Raw genomic sequence first — 24,672 nt, 5'->3', positions numbered from 1 at the left:
GCATCGCTGCGCCGCGGGGGATTCGTTGCTTAGCGACGCAGGCCAAGCTTCTCGATCAGGGCCTTGTAGCGCTCGACGTCCTTCTTCTTCAGGTAGTCGAGCAGGCTGCGACGGCGGTTGACCATCTGCAGCAGGCCGCGGCGGCTGTGGTGGTCCTTCTTGTGGGTCTTGAAGTGGCCGGTCAGCAGTTCGATGCGGGCGGTCAGCAGTGCAACCTGGACTTCCGGGGAGCCGGTGTCAGCCGCGCTGCGCTTGTTGTCTTCAATGACCTTCTGGGTGTCGATCGACATTTCTTTTTTCTCTGTGATGCGTGGCCGGCAGGAACGCGCTTCGCGCACCGCCAGGCTCGCCGTGGACTACGAGGATGAAACCTGCGCGAGGCAGGTTGCCGGAAAACGGCCGCGAAATTGTAACGGCCGGGGGCGTCCGGGACAAGGACCGGGGCTGAACCGGCAGGCCCCGGTCAGAGGTTGAAACGGCGCTGCGGGGCCAGCAGGCCACTCTCGTCGACCTGGCCCAGGCCCTGGACAGCATCGTCCGGACCGAACACGGCCACCAGGCCGCGCGGCCAGGACAGGTCGCGCTGGCGCTGGCCCACGCAGAACCGGTGGGCCTGGTCGGCGTCCAGGTCGACCCTCGGGTATTCAGCCAGGCCGGCCGCCAGCGGCAGCAGCAACGCGTCCATGCCAGCCTCGTCACCGGCCTCGACCATCGCCCGCAGCTGGTCCAGGGTGACCATGGCAGGCTCGCGGAACGGCTCGACCCAGAGCCGGCGCAGCGCGCTGATGTGGGCGCCACAGCCCAGGCGTTCGCCGAGGTCGCGGGCCAGGCTGCGGATATAGGTGCCGGAACCACAGGTCACGCGCAGCCGCAGCCGTTCCGGCTGCTGCTCCAGCACCTCGATGGCGTGTACCTGCACCTCGCGTTCGGGCGCTTCGATGACGTCACCGCGGCGGGCCTTCACATACAGCGGTTCACCGCCCTGCTTCAGCGCCGAATAGATCGGTGCACGCTGGCGGATGGTGCCGGTCAGCGGCGCCAGCGCAGCCTGCAGGGCCCCGGTACTGATCGCCGGCACCGGGCGCTGCAGCAGTACCTGGCCTTCGGCATCGTCGGTATCGGTGGTCTGGCCGAGCACGATCTCGGCGTCGTAGGCCTTGGCCGAACCCAGCAGCAGGCCAGCGATCTTGGTCGCCTCGCCGAAACACAGCGGCAGCAGGCCGGTGGCCAGCGGGTCGAGGCTGCCGGTATGCCCCCCCTTCTCGGCGCGGAACAGGCGGCGCGCCACCTGCAGGGCGGCGTTGGAGCTCATGCCGGTCGACTTGTCGAGCAGCAGGATGCCATCCAGGCGACGGAACTGAATTCGGGTCATGACAGGAAAGTGTTGAGACGGGCCATGCTCGGCTGCCGCAGCGCGGCCTGCATCAGACATCGCGCAGCCGGAATGCAGCAACGCCGGGCATGCCCGGCGTCGCGCGGTTATTCTTCGTCGCTCTCGCGACGCTTCTCGGCGGCCAGCGTATCGGGCAGGTCGCGCAGGATGTTGTCGATGTGCTCACCACGGTCGACCGAGTCATCGTAGTGGAAATGCAGCTCCGGCACGTGACGCAGCTTCATCGCGCGGGCCAGGTCCATGCGCAGGCGGTAGCCCAGTTCCTTCAGGCCGGCCACGGCTTCAGCCGAACGTTCCGGCATCAGCGCGGTGACGAACACCTTGGCATGGGCCATGTCGCGGGTGATTTCCACGTCGGACACGCTCACCGAGGGCAACCCGTGCTCGCGCACGGCGTTGTGCACCAGGGTGCCGAGTTCACGGCGCAGCTGGGCGGAGACACGGTCGGTTCGATGGAAAGTCTTGGGCACGAGGAGCTCTTGGTTCAGTTGTCGCCCGACCAACGGTCGGGCACTACCTTTGATTCGATTGTCGCCCGACCAACGGTCGGGCGCTACAGGTACATGGTGGGGCCCGACCGTTGGCCGGGCCACCTTGCAGCATTACAGGGTGCGCGGCACTTCGATACGTTCGAAGCACTCGATCTGGTCACCCGGCTTGACGTCGTTGTAGGCCTTCACCGCGATACCGCATTCGGTACCGTTGCGGACTTCCTCGACGTTCTCCTTGAAGCGACGCAGCGATTCCAGCTCGCCCTCGAAGATCACCACACTGTCGCGCAGCACGCGGATCGGCTTGTTGCGCTTGACCACACCCTCGATGACCATGCAGCCGGCGACGGCACCCAGCTTCGAGCTGCGGAAGACGTCGCGGACCTCGGCGATACCGATGATCTCTTCGCGGATCTCCACGCCCAGCAGACCGGAGGCCACCTGCTTCACCTGGTCGATCACGTCATAGATGATCGAGAAGTAACGCAGGTCGACACCATTGGATTCGATGATGCGACGGGCCGAAGCGTCCGCACGCACGTTGAAGCCGATGACGGTGGCCTTCGAAGCGGCGGCCGAGTTGGCGTCCGACTCGGTGATGCCACCCACGCCGGAGTGGATCACGTTGATGCGGATGTCTTCGTTGGACAGCGCGACCAGTGCCTGGCTCAGCGCCTGCACCGAACCCTGCACGTCGGCCTTGATGACCAGGTTGAGGACCTGCTGGCCCTCGCCCTTGCCCAGGGTCGCCATGATGTCTTCCATGCGGCTGCCAGCGGTGGCCACCAGGCGCGATTCACGGCGCTTGGTCTCGCGCTGCTGGGCAACGTCCTTGGCCAGGCGCTCGTCCTCGACGACCACGAAGTCGTCACCAGCTTCCGGCACGCCGGACAGGCCCAGGACCTGCACCGGAATGGACGGGCCGGCGAACTCCGGCTGCTTGCCGGTTTCGTCGAACAGCGCACGCACGCGGCCGTACTGGATGCCGCACACCAGGTAGTCGCCCTTCTTCAGGCGGCCCTGCTGCACCAGCACCGTCGCGACCGGGCCGCGGCCCTTGTCCAGCGACGATTCGATCACCACGCCCGAGGCGCGGCCTTCATCGACCGCCTTCAGTTCCAGCAGTTCGGCCTGGATCGAGATGGCGTCCAGCAGGTCGTCGATGCCCAGGCCGGTCTTGGCCGAGATCTCCACCATCTGGGTGTCACCACCGAAGTCTTCGGCCACGACCTGCTCGGACAGCAGTTCGTTCTTGACCCGCATCGGATCCGCGTCGGACTTGTCGATCTTGTTGATCGCCACGATCAGCGGCACACCCGCCGAACGGGCGTGCTGGATCGCTTCCTTGGTCTGCGGCATGACGCCGTCGTCGGCGGCCACGACCAGCACCACGATGTCGGTCAGCTTGGCGCCGCGCGCACGCATCGAGGTGAAGGCGGCGTGGCCCGGGGTGTCCAGGAAGCTGATCACGCCCTTCGGCGTATCGACGTGGTAAGCGCCGATGTGCTGGGTGATGCCACCCGCTTCGCCGGTGGCGACCTTGGTGCGGCGGATGTAATCCAGCAGCGAGGTCTTGCCGTGGTCGACGTGGCCCATGATGGTGACCACCGGCGGACGCTGGGTGGCTTCGCCCTGGTTTTCACCGGTCGAGGCCAGCAGTGCGTCTTCGGCGTCGTTGTCGTTGGCACGGATCGCCTTGTGGCCGAGTTCTTCGGTCACCAGTGCGGCGGTGTCGTGGTCGATGGACTGGGTGATGGTCGCCATCACGCCCATCTTGAACAGCGCCTTGACCACCTCGCCGCCCTTCAGCGCCAGCTTCTGCGCTAGGTCGGCCACGGTGATGGTGTCGCCGATCGCCACTTCACGCACCACCGGTGCGGTCGGACGCTCGAAGGCGTGCGGGCCGGCATTGTTGCCACCGCGCGACATGTCGCGACGGCCACCGGCCTGGTTGCGCCCGCCCGGACGACCCCGGGTGTTGCTGTTGTTGCTGTTGCCACGACGCGCACGGTCGGCGGCCGACAGGTGCATCTGGCCGGCGAAACGGTCACCCGGGCCACGCTCGTTGCGCGGCGCGCTGCGGTTGTTGCGATCGTCGTTGCGCGGCGGCGGCGGTGCACCACGCGGCGCAGCCGGGGCTGCGGCCGGGGTGCGCGGCGGGCGCGGCGCGGTTTCGTCGATCGGAGCACGCTTGGGCTTGCTGGCAGCCAGCGTCTCGGCCGCCTTGGCGGCAGCCGCAGCTTCCTCGGCAGCCTTCTTCTCGGCCTCGGCGCGTTCCTTGGCGGCGGCCTCTTCCTCACGGGCACGGACGATGGCTTCGTCGCGCAGACGATCCTTCTCGGCCAGGGCCTGCTGTTCGGCAAGGTTGCGGGCGCGCGACTCTTCCAGCTTGCGCAGGATGTCGGCGCGCTCTTCGTCCGGGGTCATGGCGCGAGCACCATCCTTGACGTAGGTACGCTTCTGGCGCACCTCGACATTCACGGTCGTCTTGCTGCGACCGGAATTGACCGTCACTTCCTGCTGCTTCCGGCGGTTGAGCGTGATCTTCTTCGCAGACTGATCGGTCTCTTCCGGGGCCTGCTCGGGCTTGCCGTGCGAACGACGAAGGAAGCCCAGGAGCTTCACCTTCTCGGAGCTGGTCACGACCTGGTCGGGACCGCTGAACTTCATGCCGGCACCGGCCAGCTGTTCCAGCAGTTTTTCGACCGGCGTGTTGACCAGTTCGGCAAGCTTGCGGATGGTGGTTTGCTGCGACATTCGGATCCTATGATCTTGTGGGCGCCCCCCCGCATGTGGAGGTGGCGCGGATTCTACGCCCTGAGCGGCTCAGGGCCCTGTTCATTGCCGGCTCATTCGCCGCGTTCCAGTCGGGCGATCTCCTCGGCTCGGGCGGCCAGGATCAGCGCGGCGGCGCGCGCCTGATCCAGTCCTTCGATGCCGAAGTCCATGACCTCGTCGGCGGCCAGGTCGGACAGATCCTCGCTGGTACGCACGCCGTGGCCGGCCAGCGCGTATGCGGTGGCTTCGTCCATGCCCTTCAGGGACAGCAGGTCCTGCGCCGGCTGGCCGTCTTCAAGGCCTTCCTCGACTGCCAGGGCCTCATTGAGCAGCGCATCGCGGGCACGAGCGCGCAGCTCTTCGACGATGTCCTCGTCGAAACCTTCCACGGCCAGCAGTTCGCCGACCGGGACATATGCGATTTCCTCGACGGTGCCGAAGCCTTCGCTGACCAGGATGCCGGCGATTTCCTCGTCCACTTCCAGCTTGTCCATGAACAGCTGGCGGGCCGCAGCCTGCTCGGCTTCCGACTTGGCGGTGACCTGGTCCTGGGTCATCACGTTGAGCTGCCAGCCGGTCAGGCGGCTGGCCAGGCGCACGTTCTGGCCGCCCTTGCCGATCGCCTGGGCCAGGCGGTCTTCGGCAACGGCCAGGTCCATCGAGTGCTTGTCTTCGTCGACGATGATCGACTGCACTTCGGCCGGCGCCATCGCGTTGATGACGAAGTTGGCCGGGTTGTCGTTCCACAGCACGATGTCCACGCGCTCGCCATTGAGCTCGTTGGACACGGCCTGCACGCGCGAACCGCGCATGCCGATGCAGGCGCCGATCGGATCGGTGCGCTGGTCGTGGGCCAGCACGGCGATCTTGGCGCGGTCGCCCGGGTCACGTGCACAGGCCTTGATTTCCACCAGGCCCTGGCCGACTTCCGGCACTTCCAGCTTGAACAGCTCGATCATGAATTCCGGGGCGGCACGGCTGATGAACAGCTGCGGGCCACGCGGCTCCGAGCGCACTTCGGCCAGGTAGCCGCGCACGCGGTCACCGGCGCGCAGCACGTCGCGCGGGATGCCCTTGTCCTTCGGGATGAAGCCTTCGGCGTTGCCGCCGAGGTCGACATAGATGTTGCCGCGCTCGGCGCGCTTGACCACGCCGGTGATCAGCTCACCCACGCGATCCTTCCACGCATCCACGACCTGCTGGCGCTCGGCTTCGCGCACGCGCTGGACGATGACCTGCTTGGCGGCCTGGGCAGCGATGCGGCCGAAATCCGGGTTCTCGATCTGCTCTTCGATGTAGTCACCGACCTCGACGCCTTCGGCTTCATCGACGGCGTCCATCAGGCGGATCTGGCGGTCCGGCGATTCCATGACCACGTCATCGGCCACCACTTCCCAGCGGCGGAAGGTTTCGTAGCTGCCGTCCTTGTGGTCGATGACCACGCGGGTCAGTACTTCCTCGTCGGGATAGCGCTTCTTCGCTGCCGAGGCCAGGGCGGCCTCGATGGCATCGAAGATCACTTCACGCGGCACGCCCTTCTCGTTGGCGACTGCGTCGACTACCAGCAACAGTTCCTTGCTCATTGGCTCACTCCGCGCGCGGCTTCTTTGCCGCCGGCTCGTTGGAAGAAGAATTCGTGTTTGGCTTCGGACGCTTCGGTGCCGGACCGGTCGGCTTGCTCGGGGCCAGCCCCAGCGCCACCCAGTCGGGCATGATCCGTGCCTTGTCGATGTTGTCGGCCGACACGACCACTTCGGCCTTGTCGACGATGAAAGTGATGGTCCCCGCCGCCTCGTCGGTCGCCTCGATACGACCCTGCAGGCGACGACGGTTGTCCTGCGGCAGCTTCAGCGTGACCTTGGCCGATTCGCCGAGGTGACGGCCGAACTGCTCCAGGCTGAACAGCGGACGGTCGACGCCCGGCGAGGACACTTCCAGCGTGTAATTGCCGCTGATCGGGTCCTCGACGTCCAGCTGCGCCGACACTTCGCGGCTGACCCGCTCGCAGTCGTCGACATTGATGATGCGCTCGGGCTGTTCAGCCAGCGGCACGTCGATGTAAAGGCGCAGGGTCGCACCGCCGGGGGCCGGCAGATACTCAACGCCCAGCAGCTCCAGGCCCAGCGACACAACGGTCGGGGCGAGCAGATTCGCGATGTCGGTTGCCTTGTCGCTCACAGCCTGCCTTGATCTCTATGGTTGGGTGCCGGCCTTGGCCGGCGTGGAAACGTGACGCCCCGGAAACGACAAAGGGCCCGTTGGGCCCCTTTTCCGGAAAGACTCCGGTGACTGGATTCCGGTTGCAACCTGCATTGCCTGCCGGTTGCGGCCCTCCTTCCGGGTCCGGACTCCCGCTGGGAGGCCGCCTTCAGGGGTACTGCTAGGCCGCTGATGATAGCGACTGCACCGCGCTGGTGCAAGGTGCGGACCCGGGTCAGATCCCTTTTCCCGTGGATAAGGGATCTGACCCCGATCACGCAGAAACAACGCAGACCCCAAAGAAAAACGCCCTCGAAGCAGGACTTCGAAGGCGATCTCTTTACTTGGTAGCGGGGGCAGGATTTGAACCTGCGACCTTCGGGTTATGAGCCCGACGAGCTGCCAGACTGCTCCACCCCGCATCAGAAGCGGAATCATGAGGCATTGCTGCGAAAAATGCAAGCTTTCCCTCATTCATCGAACCGGTTGGCGCCGATCCGACGTTGGTAGCGGGGGCAGGATTTGAACCTGCGACCTTCGGGTTATGAGCCCGACGAGCTGCCAGACTGCTCCACCCCGCACCGGAAGTGTTTGAACTGCTGCCCTGCTCTTTCGAGGAGGACTACCGCAACGATGTTCTGGCTGAACCGCTGCAGTGACAACTCAGGCTGCGCATATTACACGAATCGCGCAGCTTTGTGTCAACTTTCATGCAAGATGCGCAAATGCCTGCTGGCACCAGACCATGATCGGGTTCCAGGCCAGGCCCAGCGCGAGCAGCGCCAGGGCATTCACGCCCAGCACCACGCCCAGCACGCGGTCGTTGCTGCGCGGCATGGCCTCGCCCACCGGCTCATCGAAGTACATGACCTTGATGACGCGCAGGTAGTAGAAGCAGCCGACCACGGCGCACAGCACGCCGAGGATGGCCAGCCACAGCAGGCCGCCGTTGACGGCCGCGCCCAGCACCGCCAGCTTGGTCCAGAAGCCCAGGAACGGCGGGATGCCGGCCAGCGACGCCATGATGCACAGCACCAAGCCGGCCATCCACGGGTTGCGGGCGTTCAGGCCCTTGAAGTCCTCGATGTTCTCGGCTTCAAAGCCGGCACGCGACAGCGCGATGATCGCGCCGAAGGCGGCGGTGGACATGATCGCGTAGGCCAGTGCATAGAACAGCGCGGCGGCGTAGCCCTGCGAACCGCCACCGGCGATGCCCATCAGCAGGAAGCCGATGTGCGAGACGGTGGAGAACGCCAGCATGCGCTTGAGGTTGCTCTGCGCGATGGCCATCAGGTTGCCGATGACCAGCGATACCGCGGCCAGGCCGGCAATCAGCAGCTGCAGTTCGGTCGACAGCGGGCCCACGCCCATTTCCAGCAGGCGGTAGGCCATGCCGAACGCGGCCAGCTTCGGCGCCGAGCTGATGAACAGTGCGATCGGTGCCGGGGCACCCTGGTACACGTCCGGCAGCCACATGTGGAACGGCGCGGCACCCAGCTTGAAGGCGACGCCGGCGATCATGAACACCGCACCGGTGATCAGCAGCACGCGCTCTTCCGAGTGCGGGATGGCCTCGCGGATCACATCCAGGTGCAGGCTGCCGGTGGCGCCGTAGATCAGCGACATGCCGTAGAGCAGCAGGCCCGAGGCCAGCGAACCCAGCACGATGTACTTCATCGCCGCTTCCGAGGCCAGGCCGCTTTCGCGGTTGCTGGCGACCAGGGCGTAGGAGCACAGCGCCAGCAGTTCCAGGCCCAGGTAGACCATCAGCAGGCTGCCGGCCGAGACCAGGATCATCATGCCGGCGGTGCCGAACAGGATCAGCACCGGGATCTCGCCCTGGAACAGGTCGCGATCACGCAGGTAGCGCCAGCCGTAGACCAGGGTCAGGCCGCTGAGCAGCACGATCCCGGTCTTCATCACGTCCGCGGCGGTATCGCGCACGAACATGCCATGGAAGACCTCCCCCTGCCCGCCCACGCCGGTGGCCAGCATGAACAGCACCACGGCCAGCGCAGCGAGCGAGAACAGGTGGGTGACGATCTTGTTCCGGTTGCTGACGAACAGGTCGAGGATCATCAGGGCGAAGGCGCTGCCGATCAGCACCAGCTCGGGAGCGAGCGGTGGCAGGTCAGCGGCGGTCAATGGCAGCAGCGGCGAGGTGGTCATCATCAAATCCTGGAATTACAGCAGCTTGCTGGATGCGATCTGCATCGCCAGCTTCGCGATCGAGGGCTCCATCAGGTCGGTCAGCGGCTTGGGGTAGATGCCCAGGGCCAGCACGCCGATGGCGAACACGCCCAGCACCAGCCATTCGCGGCCGTTGATGTCCTTCAGTTCGGCAACATGGCTGTTGGCCACTTCACCGAAGAAGATGCGCTTGTACAGCCACAGGGTGTAGGCGGCGCCGATGATCAAGGTGGTGGCCGCGCCCAGGGCGATCCACGGATTACGCTGGAAGGCCGAGAGGATGACCATGAACTCGCCAACGAAACCGCTGGTACCCGGCAGGCCCGCGTTGGCCATGAAGAACAGCATCGCGAAGGTGGCGAACCACGGCATCACGTTGACCACGCCGCCGTAATCGGCGATGCGGCGGCTGTGCATGCGGTCGTACAGCACGCCGACGCAGGAGAACATCGCGCCGGACACGAAGCCGTGCGAGATCATCTGCACCATGGCGCCCTGCAGGCCCAGGCGGGCGGCATCGGCGTTGCCGGCTTCGCGCACCAGCCACAGGGCGATGAAGGTGCCCAGGGTGACAAAGCCCATGTGCGCGATCGACGAATAGGCGATCAGCTTCTTCATGTCGTCCTGCACCAGGGCGACCAGGCCGACGTAGATCACCGCGATCAGCGACAGCGCGATCACCAGCCAGGCCCATTCCTGCGACGCGTCCGGGACGATCGGCAGGTTGAAGCGCAGGAAGCCGTAGCCACCGATCTTCAGGGCGATCGCGGCCAGGATCACCGAACCGGCGGTCGGCGCTTCCACGTGGGCGTCCGGCAGCCAGGTGTGGACCGGGAACATCGGCACCTTGACCGCGAAGGCGATCAGGAAGGCGAAGAAGATCCAGGTCTGCTCCTTGGCCGACAGCGGCAGCGCGTACAGGTCGGCCAGCTGGAAGCTGCCGCCCTTCATGTACAGGTAGATCAGCGCCACCAGCATCAGCACCGAGCCGAGGAAGGTGTACAGGAAGAACTTCAGCGCGGCGTAGATGCGGCGCGGACCGCCCCAGACACCGATGATCAGGAACATCGGGATCAGCATCGCTTCGAAGAACACGTAGAACAGCATCGCGTCCGTCGCGGCGAAGATGCCGACGGTGACACCTTCCAGGATCAGGAAGGCCGCCACGTACTGGTTCACGCGCTTGTCGATGGCGCTCCAGGCGCCGATCAGGGCAAGCACGCTGACCAGGGTGGTCAGCAGGATCAGCGCCACGGCAATGCCGTCCACGCCCAGGTTGTAGCCGATCTTGTACGCCGGGATCCAGGCATGGGTCTCGACGAACTGCAGACCATCGACGCCTGCGTTGTAGCCGCTCAGCAGCGAGAGGCTCGCCACGAAGGTCAGCACCGCTACGCCCAGCGACGCCCAGCGGGCGGTCTGCGCATCACGGATCGCAAGGATCAGGGCACCACCGATGATCGGCAGCCAGATGAGGACACTGAGTAGAGGCCAGTTCGACACGTCTTCTTATTCCGTACAGGTCATCAACGCAGGTAATGCATCAGCACGCCCAGCAGGGCAATCAGGCCGATGATCATCGCGAAGGCGTAGTGATAGAGGAAACCGGATTGGGTACGACGCAGCACGCCGGCTGCGACGTCCACAACACGTGCCGAGAGATTGACCACGCCGTCGACGATGTTGCTGTCGATCCAGCGCGAGACCTTGCCCAGCTTGACGCTGCCACCGGCAAAGCCATCGATCCACAGCTTGTCGAAGCCGTACTTGTTTTCAAGCACCGACACCAGCGGAGCAAAGGTCTTGCGGGCCTTGCCCGACAGGTCCGGCTTCCACAGGTAGAACAGTGCGGCCAGCAGGAAGCCCGCAACGGTCAGCATGAACGCCGGAGCCATCATGCCATGCAGCGCGAAGGCGACCGGGCCATGGAACTCCTCACCCAGGAAGCCGATGGTGTTCTTGGCCGGATCGTAGAAGTCGACGATGCCGGTGAAGAACGTGTGCGCCTGGCCCTTGATGGCATCGTGCGCGTGGTTGCCGGCCCAGTCGGTGCCGTACAGCATCGGGCCGATGCTGAAGAAACCGATGGCGATCGACGGGATGGCCAGCAGGATCAGCGGCAGGGTCACCACCCACGGGGTTTCGTGCGGCTCGTGCGGACCGTGGCCATGGCCGTGGTCGTCGTGGCCATCACCATGGTGTGCATCGCCGTGGTGGGCGTCGGCGGCGTGGTGATCGTCATGGCCGTGGCCGTGATCGTCATGCGCGTCGCGGAAACGCTCCTTGCCGTGGAAGGTCAGGAACAGCAGGCGGAAGCTGTAGAAGCTGGTGACGATCACGCCACCCAGCACCGCCCAGTAGCCATAGGTGGCCACCCAGTTGTTGGACAGGTGCGCGTGCAGCTCGGCCGCCTCGATGATGGTGTCCTTCGAGTAGAAGCCGGAGAAGAACGGCGTGCCGACCAGCGCCAGGGTACCGATCCACATGGTGATGAAGGTGATCGGCATGTACTTGCGCAGGCCGCCCATCTTGCGCATGTCCTGCTCGTGGTGCATCGCGATGATGACCGAGCCGGCGCCCAGGAACAGCAGGGCCTTGAAGAAGGCGTGGGTCATCAGGTGGAACACGGCAGCCGAATAGGCCGACACGCCCAGTGCAACCGTCATGTAGCCCAGCTGCGACAGGGTCGAGTACGCGACCACGCGCTTGATGTCGTTCTGCACGATGCCGATCAGGCCAGTGAAGAACGCGGTGGTGGCACCGATGAACAGCACGAAGTTCAGCGCGGTCTGCGACAGCTCGAACAGCGGCGACATGCGGGTGACCATGAAGATACCGGCGGTCACCATCGTCGCGGCGTGGATCAGTGCCGAGATCGGGGTCGGGCCTTCCATCGAGTCCGGCAGCCACACGTGCAGCGGGACCTGGGCCGACTTGCCCATGGCACCGATGAACAGGCAGATGCAGATGACGGTGGCGATCGACCAGATCACCGGCTCGTTCAGCAGCTGCATGCCCAGCAGCGTGCCGTCCCAGATCTGCAGCTGGGCGCGCGGGTCGGCCAGCATGCCGGCCTGCGAGAACACCTGCGAGTAGTCCAGGGTGCCGAACACCCACAGCACGCCGGCGATGCCCAGCAGGAAGCCGAAGTCACCGACGCGGTTGACCAGGAACGCCTTCATGTTGGCGAAGATCGCGGTCGGGCGCTTGAACCAGAAGCCGATCAGCAGGTACGACACCAGGCCCACCGCTTCCCAGCCGAAGAACAGCTGCAGGAAGTTGTTGCTCATCACCAGGGTGAGCATCGAGAAGGTGAACAGCGAGATGTAGCTGAAGAACCGCTGGTAGCCCGGATCGTCCTGCATGTAGCCGATCGTGTAGATGTGGACCAGCAGCGACACGAAGGTCACCACCACCATCATCATCGCGGTCAGCTTGTCGACCATGAAACCGACGTGGGCCGAGTACTGGCCGACTTCGAAGAACGTGTAGATGTTCTGGTTGAACGGCTGCGCCCCGCCCCACAGCAGCTGGTAGAGCGTATACATCGACAGGCCGCAGGCCACCGCGACGCCGAGGATGGTGATGGTCTGCGCGCCGAAGCGCTTGACCTGGCGACCGAACAGGCCGGCGATGATGCTGCCGAACAGCGGTGCGAGCACCACTGCGATCAACAGACTCTTGGAGAGAGTGATTTCCATCTGTGGATCAGCCCTTCAACGAATCGACTTCGCCGACATTGATCGTGCGGCGTGTACGGAACAGGGTCACCAGGATCGCCAGGCCGATGGCGGCTTCCGCGGCGGCGACGGTCAGGATGAAGAACACGAACAGCTGGCCGGACGGATCGCCCAGCTGACGCGAGAAGCCGACGAAATTGATGTTCACCGACAGCAGCATCAGCTCGATCGACATCAGCAGGACGATGACGTTCTTCCGGTTGAGGAAGATACCGGCCAGGCTGATGGCGAACAGCACCGCGCCCAGCGCGAGGATATGGCCAAGGGTGATCACGGCTGGGTCTCCTCGCCGGCGACCGGCTTGCTGTTGCTGTGCACGACCGGTGCTTCGGCACCCATCTTGACCATGCGCAGGCGCTGGCCGGCCTTGACCATGGTCTGCTGGCCCGGGTTCTGGCTCTTCACGCCGGTACGGCGACGCAGGGTCAGCATCACGGCGGCTACCACGGCCACGGTCAGGATGACGGCGGCGAACTCGAACGGCAGCAGGTACTCGGTGAACAGCGTGCGTGCCAGCCAGGTGATGTTGGAGCTGTCGGCGGCGACCGCAGCGGCGTTGTCGGCCGGGAACGGCGTGACCGAACGCGCCTTGACCCCGATCAGGATCAGCATCTGCGCCAGCATCGCGACCGCGACAATCAGGCCGACCGGCAGGTAGCGCACCCAGCCCTCACGCAGCTTGGTGGGGTCGATGTCCAGCATCATCACCACGAACAGGAACAGCACCATCACCGCACCGACGTAGACCAGCACCAGCGCCACACCGAGGAACTCGGCGCCCACCAGCAGCCACACGCAGGCGATGGAGAAGAAGGTCAGCACCAGGCAGAGCACGGCGTGAACCGGGTTGCGCACGCTGATCACCGCACCGGCCGAAACCGTTGCCGCGATGGCGAACACCCAGAAAGCGATATTTACCCAATCCATCTCTCGACCTCAGCGGTAAGCGGCATCGGCGGCGCGACGCTCGGCGATCTCGTTTTCGAGACGGTCGCCCAGGGCCAGCAGCTGCGGCTTGGTAACGATGTTTTCGCCACGATTCTCGAAGTGGTACTCGAGGATGTGGGTTTCGACGATCGAGTCCACCGGGCAGCTTTCCTCACAGAAGCCACAGAAGATGCACTTGAACAGGTCGATGTCATAACGCGTGGTGCGGCGGGTGCCGTCCTCGCGCTTGGCCGAGTCGATGGTGATGGCCAGCGCCGGGCACACCGCTTCGCACAGCTTGCAGGCGATGCAGCGCTCTTCGCCGTTGGGATAACGGCGCAGCGCATGCAGGCCACGGAAGCGCGGCGACTGCGGGAACTTCTCCATCGGGTACATCATCGTGTACTTCGGCTTGAAGCTGTACTTCAGCGTCAGCCAGAGGCCCGCCAGCAGTTCGAGCAGCAGCAGGCTCTTGAAGTAATGGGTAATCCTGTTCATCACTTTAGACGCCCTTTTGAATCACGCCGAAGAACACCATGACGGCGGTAACCGCGATCCACAGAATGGCCAGCGGGATGAAGACCTTCCAGCCCAGGCGCATGATCTGGTCGTAGCGGAAGCGCGGGAAGCTGGCACGGAACCAGATGTAGGCACTGGCGAAGAAGAACACCTTGACGAACAGCCACGGCGCGCCCCCCTTCCAGATCCAGTCGACCAGCGGCGAGACATCGCCGAAGTTGACCCAGCCCTGGACCGGGCTCAGCCAGCCGCCGAGGAAGAAGATCGAGATCAGGAAGCTGATCAGGATCATGTTCGCGTATTCGGCCAGGAAGAACAGGGCGAACGCACCGCCGGAGTATTCGACCATGTGGCCGGCGACGATTTCCGATTCGCCTTCCACCACGTCGAACGGCGCGCGGTTGGTTTCAGCCACGCCCGAGACCCAGTAGATGACGAACAGCGGGAACAGCGGCAGCAGGAACCAGTCGAAGAAGCCGGAACTGCCGGCCTGCGCCATCACGATGTTGCTCAGGTTCAGGCTGCCCGAGGCGATCATCACGCCGACCAGGGCGAAGCCCATGGCGATTTCGTAGCTGATCATCTGCGCCGAGGCGCGCATCGCACCCAGGAACGCATACTTCGAGTTGGACGCCCAACCGGCCAGGATGATGCCGTAGATGCCCAGCGAGGTCATCGCCAGCAGGTACAGCAGGCCGGCATTGGCGTTGGACAGCACGATCTGCGAATCGAAGGGCACCACCGACCAGGCCGCGAAGGCCGGGGCCAGGGTGATCAGCGGGGCCAGCAGGTAGATCGCCTTGTTGGCGCTGCTCGGCTGAACCACTTCCTTGAACAGCAGCTTGAAGACGTCGGCGAAGGCCTGGAAGATGCCCATGCCCACGTACATCGGGCCGTGGCGGACGTGCATCCAGCCGATCAGCTTGCGTTCCCAGACCACGTAGAAGGCCACCGAGATGATCACCGGAACGGCGATCACCAGGATCTTCAGGATGATCCAGATCAGCGCGCCGATGTCACCGAGGCCCAGCAGCCACTGGTGCAGCGGGTCGACCGCGTTCAACAGCAATTCGTTCATGCAGCCACCACCGATACGCGAGCGGCACCCAGCGGCGCGGTCGCGCCGTGGCCCGATTCAATCCAGACCGAACCCGCAGCGACGCGGGCGTCGACCACCACCGGCAGGGTGGCCTTGCCGGCATCGGTGCCGACCTTGGCCATCTGCCCTTCCTGCAGCTGCAGGCGAGCGGCATCTTCAGCGTTCAGCACGATGCGCGGGGCGTTGTTGAGCGGATGCGACTGCAGCGCCGGGGCGCGACGGACCACCGCATCGGTGCGGTAGATCGCGGCGGTCGAAGCCACTTCCAGGCCTTCGCCGGCAACCACCGGCTGCGCCGAAGCGGCAACGGTGACCGATACCGGGGCCAGGCTGGCGCGCAGGCCGGCCAGGTCGGTGAAGTCGAAACCGGCCACGGCCAGCTCGCCGCCCAGGGCGCGCAGCACGCGCCAGCCTTCACGGGCCTCGCCCGGCAGCTTGCCGCCGGCACGGGCCGACTGCTCGCGACCATCAAGGTTGGTCAGGGTGGCGTCGATTTCCGGCAGCGCACCGATCGGCAGGATCACGTCGGCGACGTCGCGGGTCGAGGCACAGGCGAACTGGCTGAAAGCCACCACCTGGGCACCGGCCAGCGCCTTGCGCGCGGCAGGTGCATCGGCGAAGTCCAGGCCCGGCTCAAGGCCGTACACCACATAGGCCTGGCGCGGCTGCGCCAGCATCGCGGCGACGTCCCTGCCGGCCGGCAGCACACCGGCGCGGGTCAGGCCAACGGCGTTGGCGCCCTGCGGGATGCGGCACAGCTTGGCACCGGTGGCGGCGGCGAACTCACGCGCAGCAGCGCGGATCGCGGCAGCCCGCGGGTGGTTTTCGGCGATGCCACCGACGATCAGCACGGTGTTGTTGCCGCCCTGCACTGCCGAACGCAGCTCGGCGTTGGCCAGCGCGTCGACGAACTTGGACGGTGCGACGATCTGCTTGCCGGCGATGCTGAAGGCGAAGTCGAAGTCCACCGGGTTGACGACATGGATCTTCGCGCCCTTGGTGGTCTGCGCCTTGCGCAGGCGGGCGTGCAGCAGCGGCAGTTCGTGGCGGATGTTGCTGCCCAGAACGACGATGCGGTCAGCGCCTTCGATTTCGGCCAGCGGCAGGCCGAACACTTCGGCGGTTGCGGCGTCGGAGAAATCGCGGTTGTTGATGCGGTGGTCGATGTTGCCCGTGCCCAGGCCCTTGGCCAGGCGGGCCAGCAACGCGCCTTCCTCGTTGGAGGTGGACGGGTGCACCAGCACGCCCAGGTTGTCGCCCTGGTTCGCCTTGAGGATCTCGGCGGCCGCGGCCAGGCCTTCGGCCCAGCTCACTTCCTTCCACTCGCCATTGACCTTGCGCAGCGGCTTGACCGCACGGTCTTCGCTGTACAGGCCCTGGTGCGAGTAGCGGTCACGGTCGGACAGCCAGCACTCGTTCACGGCTTCGTTGTCGCGCGGCACGGTGCGCAGCACTTCACCGCGACGCACGTGCAGGAACAGGTTCGAACCCATCGCGTCGTGGTAGCCCAGCGATTCGCGCGCGGTCAGTTCCCACGGACGGGCGCGGAACTGGAACACCTTGTTGGTCAGCGCGCCGACCGGGCAGACGTCGACGACGTTGCCGGACAGCTCGGTGGTCAGCGGCTTGCCGTCGAAGGTGCCGATCTGCAGGTTCTCACCGCGGTACATGCCACCCAGTTCGTAGGTACCGGCAACGTCGGCGGTGAAGCGGACGCAGCGGGTGCACTGGATGCAGCGGGTCATCTCGGTAGCGACCAGCGGGCCCATGTCCTCGTCCGGCACCACGCGCTTGCGCTCGTTGAAGCGGCTGACCGAACGGCCATAGCCCAACGATACGTCCTGCAGCTCGCACTCGCCGCCCTGATCGCAGATCGGGCAGTCCAGCGGGTGGTTGATGAGCAGGAACTCCATCACCGAGCGCTGGAACTTCAGTGCCTTTTCGCTGCGGGTGGCGACCTTCATGCCGTCCATCACCGGGGTGGCGCAGGCCGGCGCCGGCTTCGGCGACTTCTCCACGTCCACCAGGCACATGCGGCAGTTGGCGGCGATCGGCAGCTTCTCGTGGTAGCAGAAGCGCGGAATCGGAATACCGGCCTTGTCGGCCGCCTGGATGATCATCGAACCCTTGGGCACGACCAGCGACTTGCCATCGATCTCGATGGTCACGTGATCCGGTGGCACGTTCGGGTTTACGGGTTGCGCGCTCATGCGGCGGCTGCCTCCACCTTCTTGCCGTCAACCATCGAATGACCGTTGACGATGTAGTACTCGAATTCGTCCCAGAACTGGCGCAGGAAGCCCTGGATGGGCCATGCAGCCGCTTCACCGAACGCACAGATGGTGTGGCCTTCGATCTGCCCGGCCACCGCCTTCAGCTGGTGCAGGTCTTCCATCGTGGCCTTGCCGGCGACGATGCGCTCCAGCACGCGGTGCATCCAGCCAGTACCTTCACGGCACGGGGTGCACTGGCCGCAGGATTCCTTGTGGAAGAACTGGCTGATGCGGCAGGCGAACTTGACGCAGCAGACGCTGTCGTCGAGCACCACGATCGCGCCCGAACCCAGGCCGGAGCCCAGTGCACGGATGGTGTCGTAGTCCATCGGCAGGTCCTCCAGCTCGGCCGCGGTCAGCACCGGCATCGACACGCCGCCCGGGATCGCGCCCTTCAGCGTGCGGCCCGGACGCAGGCCACCGGCCATTTCCAGCAGGTCGTGGAATTTGGTGCCGAGCGGCACTTCGAAGTTGCCGCCGTTCTGCACGCAGCCGGACACCGAGAAGCACTTCGGACCGCCGTTGGCGGTCAGGCTCAGGCCCTTGAACCACTCCGGACCGTTGCGGATGATCGCCGGCACCGAACCGTAGGTTTCGGTGTTGTTGATCGTCGACGGCTTGCCATACAGGCCGAAATTGGCCGGGAACGGCGGCTTGTAGCGCGGCTGGCCCTTCTTGCCTTCCAGCGATTCCATCAGCGCGGTTTCTTCGCCGCAGATGTAGGCGCCGGCGCCCAGCGCACCGTAGATGTCGATGTCCACGCCGCTGCCGAGGATGTTCTTGCCCAGCCAGCCGTTCGCATAGGCGTCGGCCAGGGCCTGCTCGAAGTGCTCGAACGGCTCGTGGTGGAACTCACCGCGCAGGTAGTTGTAACCCACGGTCGAACCGGTGGCGTAGCAGGCGATCGCCATGCCTTCCACCACCGAATGCGGGTTGTAGCGCAGGATGTCGCGGTCCTTGCAGGTGCCCGGCTCGGATTCGTCCGAGTTGCAGAGGATGTACTTCTGCATGTTGCCCTTGGGCATGAAGGACCACTTCAGGCCGGTCGGGAAGCCTGCGCCACCGCGGCCGCGCAGGCCCGAGGCCTTGACCATCTCGATGACCTGCTCCGGCGGGATCTTCTCTTCGAGGATCTTGCGCAGGGCGGCGTAGCCACCGGTCTTCAGGTAGCTTTCGTACGACCACGGGGTGTCGTAATGCAGGGTGGTGTAGACCACCTGGTGCGGCAGCGGCGCGGGGCCGACCGGACCCTTGGATTCGTGGTGATGTGCCATGCCCTTACTCCAGCCCGTCCAGCAGCTCGTCGACCTTTTCCAGGGTCAGACGCTCATGGTAGTGACCGTTGATGACCATCATCGGCGCGCCGCCACAACCTGCCAGGCACTCTTCCTCGCGCTTGAGGTAGACGCGGCCGTCCGGGGTCGATTCACCGTGCTTGATGCCCAGCTTCTTCTCGCAATGGCGGACGATGTCCTCGGCGCCATTGAGCCAGCAGCTGATGTTGGTGCAGATGGCCACGTTGTTGCGGCCCACCTTCTCGGTCTCGAACATCGAGTAGAAGCTGGCGACCTCGTAGGCCCACACCGGCGGCAGGTCGAGGTACTTGGCGACGGCGGCGATCAGCTCGTCGGTCAGCCAGCCCTGGTTCTGCTCCTGGGCCGCATGCAGGCCCTGCAGCACGGCAGAGCGCTTGCGGTCCGGCGGGAACTTGGACAGCCAGTGATCGATGTGAGCGCGGGTCTTGTCGCTCAGCACCACCATCGGGTCGACGTCGCGCGCCGCCTCGAAATTACCTGTCGCCTTCATCGGCCGACCTCAGCGAAATGCATAACGTGAAATTCCAGAAACTGCGGCGCCGGCTTGCGCCGGCTGCCTGCAGCGGGCGTTGGCGTGGCGGACGGCATTACCGGTCAACCTCGCCGAACACCAGGTCATAGGTACCGATCATCGCCACCACGTCGGCCAGCATGTGGCCGCGCACGATCGAATCGATCGAGGACAGGTGGGCGAAGCCCGGTGCGCGCAGGTGCACGCGGAAGGGCTTGTTGGCGCCATCGGAGACCAGGTAGCAGCCGAATTCGCCCTTGGGCGCTTCCACGGCCGCATAGGTTTCACCCGCCGGTACGCAATAGCCTTCGCTGAACAGCTTGAAGTGGTGGATCAGCGCTTCCATGTCGTCCTTCATGTCCTCGCGCTTGGGCGGAGCGACCTTGAAGTTCTTGACCATGACCGGGCCGGGGTTGGCCTTCAGCCACGCCACGCACTGCTTGATGATGCGGTTGGATTCGCGCATTTCGGCGACGCGGACCAGATAGCGGTCGTAGCAGTCGCCTTCCTTGCCCAGCGGGATGTCGAAATCGACAGCATCGTACTTGGCGTACGGGCGCTTCTTGCGCAGGTCCCAGGCCACGCCCGAGCCACGCAGCATCACGCCGGTCATGCCCCACTGGTGCGCCAGTTCCGGAGTGACCACGCCGATGCCGACGGTACGCTGCTTCCAGATGCGGTTGTCGGTCAGCAGGGTTTCGTATTCGTCGACGCGCTTGGGGAACTCGACGGTGAAGTTCTCCAGGAAGTCCAGCAGCGAGCCTTCGCGCGAAGCATTGAGCTGCTTCAGCGCCTTGCCCTTGTGCCAGCGCGATTCCTTGTACTTCGGCATGTGGTCCGGCAGGTCGCGGTAGACACCGCCCGGGCGGTAGTACGCCGCGTGCATGCGCGCGCCGGAGACCGCTTCATAGCAGTCCATCAGCTCTTCGCGCTCACGGAAGGCATACAGCATCACGGCCATCGCACCCAGGTCGAGCGCGTTGGAGCCCAGCCACATCAGGTGGTTGAGGATGCGGGTGATCTCGTCGTACATGGTGCGGATGTACTGCGCACGCTCCGGCGCCTCGATGCCCATCAGGGTCTCGATCGCGCGCACGTAGGCGTGCTCGTTGCACATCATCGACACGTAGTCGAGGCGATCCATGTAGCCGATCGACTGGTTGAACGGCTTGGACTCGGCCAGCTTCTCGGTGCCACGGTGCAGCAGACCCACGTGCGGGTCGGCACGCATGATGGTTTCGCCGTCCATTTCCAGGATCAGGCGCAGCACACCGTGAGCGGCCGGATGCTGCGGGCCGAAGTTCATGGTGTAGTTGCGGATTTCCTGCCGGCTTTCGGCGGCGTTGCTGGCGAACGCTTCGCCGGCCTGGTGTACGTGGCTCACTTCACTGCCTCCTGCGCGCGCTCACCGGCTGCGGTCTGCAGACGGGCGTCGTCACGGATCACGCGCGGCACGCCGACACGCGGCTCCACCGAGGTGACCGGTTCGTAGATCACGCGCTTCTTTTCTTCGTCGTAGCGGACTTCGACATTGCCGATCAGCGGGAAGTCCTTGCGGAACGGATGGCCGACGAAACCGTAGTCGGTCAGGATCCGGCGCAGGTCCGGGTGGCCTTCGAAGATCACGCCGTACAGGTCGAACGCTTCGCGCTCGAACCAGTTCAGGCCCGGCCACACGCTGGTCAGCGAGGACACCACCGGCAGCGCTTCGTCAGGGGCGAAGCAGCGCAGGTGCATCATCAGGTTGTGCTGGTACGAGCGCAGCTGGGCGACCACGGCGAAACGCTGGGTCGGCATGTGCTGCGGGCGGGCACCGTCGGCACCGTTTTCCTCGGTGGGGAACTCGCCCCACGCGAAGCGGCCCTGGGCCTTGCCTTCGACGCCACGGCTGAAGCCCTGCGAGGACACGTCGGCGGTGTCCCATTCGTCGGAGCCATAACCGAGGTAGTCGACGCCGCACAGATCCACGGCCTGCTCGAAACCAAACTCGTCACGCAGCGCCAGGGCGGTGGCGTGCCACTCGGCGGCAGGCACTTCCAGCGTCACTTCGCCGCGGGGTTCGACCACGATGACCTTCGCACCAGCGAAACGTGCGGAGAGTCGGTCGATGAAGGATGCTTGCTCTGCCATGGGGGCTTGGCGCGCTCTTGTCAGGTGAAGGGGTCAGCGGGCGATGGTCTGTGTACGCCAGATCTTCTTCTGCAGCTGCAGGATCCCGTACACCAGCGCCTCGGCGGTCGGCGGGCAGCCCGGGACGTAGACGTCCACCGGCACCACGCGATCACAGCCGCGCACGACAGAATAGGAGTAGTGGTAATAGCCACCGCCGTTGGCGCAGCTACCCATCGAGATGACCCACTTCGGGTCCGGCATCTGGTCGTAGACCTTGCGCAGCGCCGGGGCCATCTTGTTGACCAGGGTACCGGCCACGATCATCACGTCGGACTGACGCGGCGACGGGCGGAACACCACGCCGTAACGGTCAAGGTCCAGGCGCGCGGCGCCGGCGTGCATCATCTCGACCGCGCAGCAGGCCAGGCCGAAGGTCATCGGCCACATCGAGCCGGTGCGCGCCCAGTTCAGCAGTGCGTCGACGCTGGTGGTGACGAAGCCCTTTTCCAGCAGCGGGTTGTCGCCTTCCGGCCGCAGGATGTCATCAACCCGGCCTTCCGGCGACGGGTTGTTCATGAGGCCATCGAGAGTCTGAATCACTCCCATTCCAGCGCTCCCTTCTTCCAGACGTAAATGAAACCGAGGAACAGCATGCCGACGAACAGGCCCATGGTGATGAGCGAACGGGCGCCCAGCTCCATGAAGACCTGGGTCCACGGCACGATGAAGATGATTTCCAGGTCGAAGACGATGAACTGGATCGCGATCAGGTAGTAGCGCACGTCGAACTTCATGCGCGCGTCTTCGAAGGCCTCGAAGCCGCACTCGTACGGCGACAGCTTTTCCAGATCGGGGCGGCGGGGACCGAGGAATCGACCAACCAGCATCAGCGTAATGCCGATACCGGTGGCAACGATCAGAAACAGCAGAGAAGGCAAATATTCGGCCAGCACAGCGATTCTCTCTTGCCTCTGCCGCCGCGCCTGCAGGCGCTTTGGCATGGGGGAGTGGACGGGAACCTGCCTGGCGCCTTGCGCGCCAGACGAACCCGCTTTACTTACAAATGGTGCCCAAGAGGGGACTCGAACCCCTACGACTTGCGTCGCTACCACCTCAAGGTAGTGCGTCTACCAATTCCGCCACCTGGGCAAACGATCACATCAGACTATCTTCCCGATGCGCCGCGTATTGTAACCGGCTTCAGTGTTTCTGGGAGCCTTCCGAAGGCTTTTCTTCACCAGAAACCGAAGATTCCGCCTGAGCCGGCACATTCGCCGCCGGAACCGGGGCGGCCGGGACCGGATCCGCCTTCGGAACGGCCGGCAGTTCGCCCGCCGGAGCCGCCGGCGCGCTGGCCGCCGGGGCGGACATCAGGCCCAGGTCCTGGTCGGCCGCCGGACGGGTGCCGTGACCGGCATACCAGGCCATGAAGAGACTGATGCCGAAGAACACGACGGCCAGCCACTTGGTCGACTTGGACAGGAAGTTCGAGGCGCCACGCGCACCGAACACCGTACCCGAGGCGCCGGCGCCAAAGCCCGAACCCGCCGCCGCACCCGAGCCACGCTGCATCAGGATCAGCGCGATCATGGCCACAGCGACCAGCACGTAGACGACATTGAGGATCAACATCAGCATTGGAAACCGCCCTCGGACAATACTTCTAGGATTAGTTCGCGGCCGCCGCCCGTGCGATGGCCAGGAAGTCCGCGGCCACCAGGGAGGCGCCGCCGACCAGCCCACCATCGACATCCGGCTGCGCGAACAGTTCCCCGGCATTGTCGGGCTTCACGCTACCGCCGTAAACAATGGGCAGTGAATCAGCAATTCTAGCATCGAAGCGCGCAACTTCGCCACGGATGAACGCGTGCACCTGCTGTGCCTGCTCCTTTGTAGCGGTACGGCCGGTACCGATGGCCCAGACCGGCTCGTAGGCGACCACGGCCTGGGCAAAGCCGGCCGCGCCGACCAGTTCAAGCACCGGCGCCAGCTGGCTGGCGATGACCGCTTCGGTCTGCCCGGCCTCGCGCTGCTCCAGGGTCTCGCCCACGCACAGCACCGGTACCAGGCCGGCATGCTGGGCGGCGGCGAACTTGCGCGCGACCAGCTCGCTGCTTTCATGGTGATACTGGCGGCGCTCGGAATGGCCGACCAGGCCATAGCGGGCCCCGACCTCGACCAGCATGGCCGCGCAGACCTCGCCGGTATAGGCGCCCTTCTCGTTGCTGCTCACGTCCTGCGCGCCGAAGGCCAGGCTGGTCTCGCCGAAGTCCTCGACCAGCTCGCCCAGGTACGGCAGCGGCGGCAGGATCACCACGTCCACCCCCTCCAGCGGCAGCCCGGCAGCCACCTGCCCCAGCAGTTCATTGGCGAATTGACGGCTGCCATGCAGCTTCCAGTTTCCGGCGACGATCTTGCGGCGCATGAGCGGGTGGCTCCTGTGTGAAGTCAGCCGGTCATGATACCCGTTGCGGCAAAATCCGTTTCATTGTAAGCGGTTACATGGATTTTCAGCCAACGGCGCAGCCCCTCGTGGCGGAGGGGGGGCGGGGTTTGGTTGGTCGCGGAGAGCCCGGCTCGATCTGGGGCTTGGCCGGGCGGGTGGGACTGCGCAGGGGGCGCTGCAAGTACGTCCATGTAAGCTCGATCGCCGCTTGCTCGTGTGCGCTGTCCTGCGCACACGGCAAGACCGGGATTGGGCGTCCTGCCCAACCCGCCCGAGGCATGCCTCGGGCCCATGCGGCTCACGCCCCTGCGCAGCCCCACCCGCCCGGCCTCTGACACAGTCCGGCGGTTCCGCCCGCCACGGGAAGAAAAAAGAAGAGCAAGAGCAAAGACAAAAGCTGCATTCCGGGTTGATGCTGGCTGGACCAACCCCCTACCCCACTTCGATCCGAGAGATCTCATCCACGCATGGCGTGGATCTACCGTGTCGAGCAAGGTCGACACCCACCAACCGTCACCGGGAAACTGTCGAAGGCGGGGAGGTGTCGGATGGCGGGGTGTCCGCGGCATGGATGCCGCGGCCAAGCCCCCAGGGATGGGTTTACGGCGTCCCCGCCATCCGACACCTCCCCGCCTCCCCACGGAACACCCCAGAGCCGCTTTGGCTTTGGACTTGCCG

At 65.1% G+C, this 24,672-nt stretch carries 22 protein-coding genes and 3 tRNA genes; all 25 read right to left on the bottom strand.

Annotated elements, in window-relative coordinates:
* Positions 1–29: 29 nt before the first annotated feature.
* Positions 30–290, bottom strand: coding sequence for a 30S ribosomal protein S15 (gene rpsO, locus AC5P8F_RS06525; protein ID WP_005417886.1), 261 nt, complete (start codon positions 288–290; stop codon positions 30–32).
* 173 nt (positions 291–463) lie between these two features.
* Positions 464–1,372: a tRNA pseudouridine(55) synthase TruB gene (truB, locus tag AC5P8F_RS06520; RefSeq protein WP_445978801.1), complete on the bottom strand. Its 909-nt coding sequence runs from the start codon at positions 1,370–1,372 to the stop codon at positions 464–466.
* A 107-nt stretch (positions 1,373–1,479) separates the two neighbouring features.
* Complete coding sequence (gene rbfA / locus AC5P8F_RS06515) at positions 1,480–1,863, bottom strand: 30S ribosome-binding factor RbfA (RefSeq protein WP_005410447.1); 384 nt, start codon at positions 1,861–1,863, stop codon at positions 1,480–1,482.
* A 132-nt stretch (positions 1,864–1,995) separates the two neighbouring features.
* Positions 1,996–4,641: a translation initiation factor IF-2 gene (gene infB, locus AC5P8F_RS06510; protein ID WP_014647858.1), complete on the bottom strand. Its 2,646-nt coding sequence runs from the start codon at positions 4,639–4,641 to the stop codon at positions 1,996–1,998.
* Positions 4,642–4,733: 92 nt separating this feature from the next.
* Entirely contained in the window at positions 4,734–6,245 is a 1,512-nt protein-coding gene (gene nusA / locus AC5P8F_RS06505; RefSeq protein ID WP_014647859.1) for a transcription termination factor NusA, read from the bottom strand.
* Positions 6,246–6,249: 4 nt separating this feature from the next.
* Positions 6,250–6,840 carry a ribosome maturation factor RimP gene (rimP, locus tag AC5P8F_RS06500; RefSeq protein WP_014647860.1) on the bottom strand — a complete coding sequence of 197 codons (591 nt, stop codon included), beginning with the start codon at positions 6,838–6,840 and terminating at the stop codon, positions 6,250–6,252.
* Positions 6,841–7,206: 366 nt separating this feature from the next.
* Positions 7,207–7,283, bottom strand: a tRNA-Met gene (locus tag AC5P8F_RS06495).
* An 82-nt stretch (positions 7,284–7,365) separates the two neighbouring features.
* Positions 7,366–7,442, bottom strand: a tRNA-Met gene (locus AC5P8F_RS06490).
* Between the two features lie 127 nt (positions 7,443–7,569).
* Positions 7,570–9,030 carry an NADH-quinone oxidoreductase subunit NuoN gene (gene nuoN, locus AC5P8F_RS06485; RefSeq protein WP_032957446.1) on the bottom strand — a complete coding sequence of 487 codons (1,461 nt, stop codon included), beginning with the start codon at positions 9,028–9,030 and terminating at the stop codon, positions 7,570–7,572.
* Between the two features lie 15 nt (positions 9,031–9,045).
* Complete coding sequence (locus tag AC5P8F_RS06480; protein ID WP_019660580.1) at positions 9,046–10,554, bottom strand: NADH-quinone oxidoreductase subunit M; 1,509 nt, start codon at positions 10,552–10,554, stop codon at positions 9,046–9,048.
* Positions 10,555–10,577: 23 nt separating this feature from the next.
* Positions 10,578–12,752: an NADH-quinone oxidoreductase subunit L gene (gene nuoL, locus AC5P8F_RS06475; protein ID WP_134809121.1), complete on the bottom strand. Its 2,175-nt coding sequence runs from the start codon at positions 12,750–12,752 to the stop codon at positions 10,578–10,580.
* A gap of 7 nt (positions 12,753–12,759) precedes the next feature.
* Entirely contained in the window at positions 12,760–13,065 is a 306-nt protein-coding gene (gene nuoK, locus AC5P8F_RS06470; RefSeq protein WP_005417921.1) for an NADH-quinone oxidoreductase subunit NuoK, read from the bottom strand.
* Positions 13,062–13,718, bottom strand: coding sequence for an NADH-quinone oxidoreductase subunit J (locus tag AC5P8F_RS06465; protein WP_014647864.1), 657 nt, complete (start codon positions 13,716–13,718; stop codon positions 13,062–13,064). The genes nuoK and AC5P8F_RS06465 overlap by 4 nt, the downstream gene beginning before the upstream one ends.
* 9 nt (positions 13,719–13,727) lie before the next feature.
* Positions 13,728–14,216, bottom strand: a complete 489-nt coding sequence (gene nuoI, locus AC5P8F_RS06460) for an NADH-quinone oxidoreductase subunit NuoI (RefSeq protein ID WP_005410456.1) — start codon at positions 14,214–14,216, stop codon at positions 13,728–13,730.
* A 4-nt stretch (positions 14,217–14,220) separates the two neighbouring features.
* Positions 14,221–15,315 carry an NADH-quinone oxidoreductase subunit NuoH gene (nuoH, locus tag AC5P8F_RS06455; RefSeq protein WP_014037948.1) on the bottom strand — a complete coding sequence of 365 codons (1,095 nt, stop codon included), beginning with the start codon at positions 15,313–15,315 and terminating at the stop codon, positions 14,221–14,223.
* Complete coding sequence (gene nuoG, locus AC5P8F_RS06450) at positions 15,312–17,546, bottom strand: NADH-quinone oxidoreductase subunit NuoG (protein ID WP_241887690.1); 2,235 nt, start codon at positions 17,544–17,546, stop codon at positions 15,312–15,314. The genes nuoH and nuoG overlap by 4 nt, the downstream gene beginning before the upstream one ends.
* Positions 17,543–18,883 (bottom strand): NADH-quinone oxidoreductase subunit NuoF, encoded by a 1,341-nt coding sequence (gene nuoF / locus AC5P8F_RS06445; protein ID WP_014647866.1) that lies wholly within the window; start codon positions 18,881–18,883, stop codon positions 17,543–17,545. Before nuoF ends, nuoG begins: the two co-directional genes overlap by 4 nt.
* 4 nt (positions 18,884–18,887) lie before the next feature.
* Complete coding sequence (nuoE, locus tag AC5P8F_RS06440) at positions 18,888–19,415, bottom strand: NADH-quinone oxidoreductase subunit NuoE (RefSeq protein WP_014647867.1); 528 nt, start codon at positions 19,413–19,415, stop codon at positions 18,888–18,890.
* Between the two features lie 97 nt (positions 19,416–19,512).
* The gene (locus tag AC5P8F_RS06435) at positions 19,513–20,820 is read right to left on the bottom strand and encodes an NADH-quinone oxidoreductase subunit D (protein ID WP_014647868.1); all 1,308 of its coding nucleotides are present in this window, start codon (positions 20,818–20,820) and stop codon (positions 19,513–19,515) included.
* Positions 20,817–21,566: an NADH-quinone oxidoreductase subunit C gene (locus AC5P8F_RS06430; protein WP_014647869.1), complete on the bottom strand. Its 750-nt coding sequence runs from the start codon at positions 21,564–21,566 to the stop codon at positions 20,817–20,819. Before AC5P8F_RS06430 ends, AC5P8F_RS06435 begins: the two co-directional genes overlap by 4 nt.
* A 33-nt stretch (positions 21,567–21,599) precedes the next feature.
* Positions 21,600–22,154: a NuoB/complex I 20 kDa subunit family protein gene (locus tag AC5P8F_RS06425; RefSeq protein ID WP_005417936.1), complete on the bottom strand. Its 555-nt coding sequence runs from the start codon at positions 22,152–22,154 to the stop codon at positions 21,600–21,602.
* Positions 22,145–22,501 (bottom strand): NADH-quinone oxidoreductase subunit A, encoded by a 357-nt coding sequence (locus AC5P8F_RS06420; RefSeq protein ID WP_008265012.1) that lies wholly within the window; start codon positions 22,499–22,501, stop codon positions 22,145–22,147. The genes AC5P8F_RS06425 and AC5P8F_RS06420 overlap by 10 nt, the downstream gene beginning before the upstream one ends.
* A gap of 111 nt (positions 22,502–22,612) precedes the next feature.
* Positions 22,613–22,697, bottom strand: a tRNA-Leu gene (locus AC5P8F_RS06415).
* 51 nt (positions 22,698–22,748) lie between these two features.
* Positions 22,749–23,186: a preprotein translocase subunit SecG gene (gene secG / locus AC5P8F_RS06410; protein ID WP_014647871.1), complete on the bottom strand. Its 438-nt coding sequence runs from the start codon at positions 23,184–23,186 to the stop codon at positions 22,749–22,751.
* Positions 23,187–23,217: 31 nt separating this feature from the next.
* Positions 23,218–23,973: a triose-phosphate isomerase gene (tpiA, locus tag AC5P8F_RS06405; RefSeq protein WP_134809124.1), complete on the bottom strand. Its 756-nt coding sequence runs from the start codon at positions 23,971–23,973 to the stop codon at positions 23,218–23,220.
* Positions 23,974–24,672 lie beyond the last annotated feature (699 nt).

The sequence above is a fragment of the Stenotrophomonas sp. YJH_SMC_69 genome (assembly GCF_059370495.1).
Note: the sequence above shows the minus strand (reverse complement) of the source record. Positions and strands in the feature narration are given on the sequence as shown.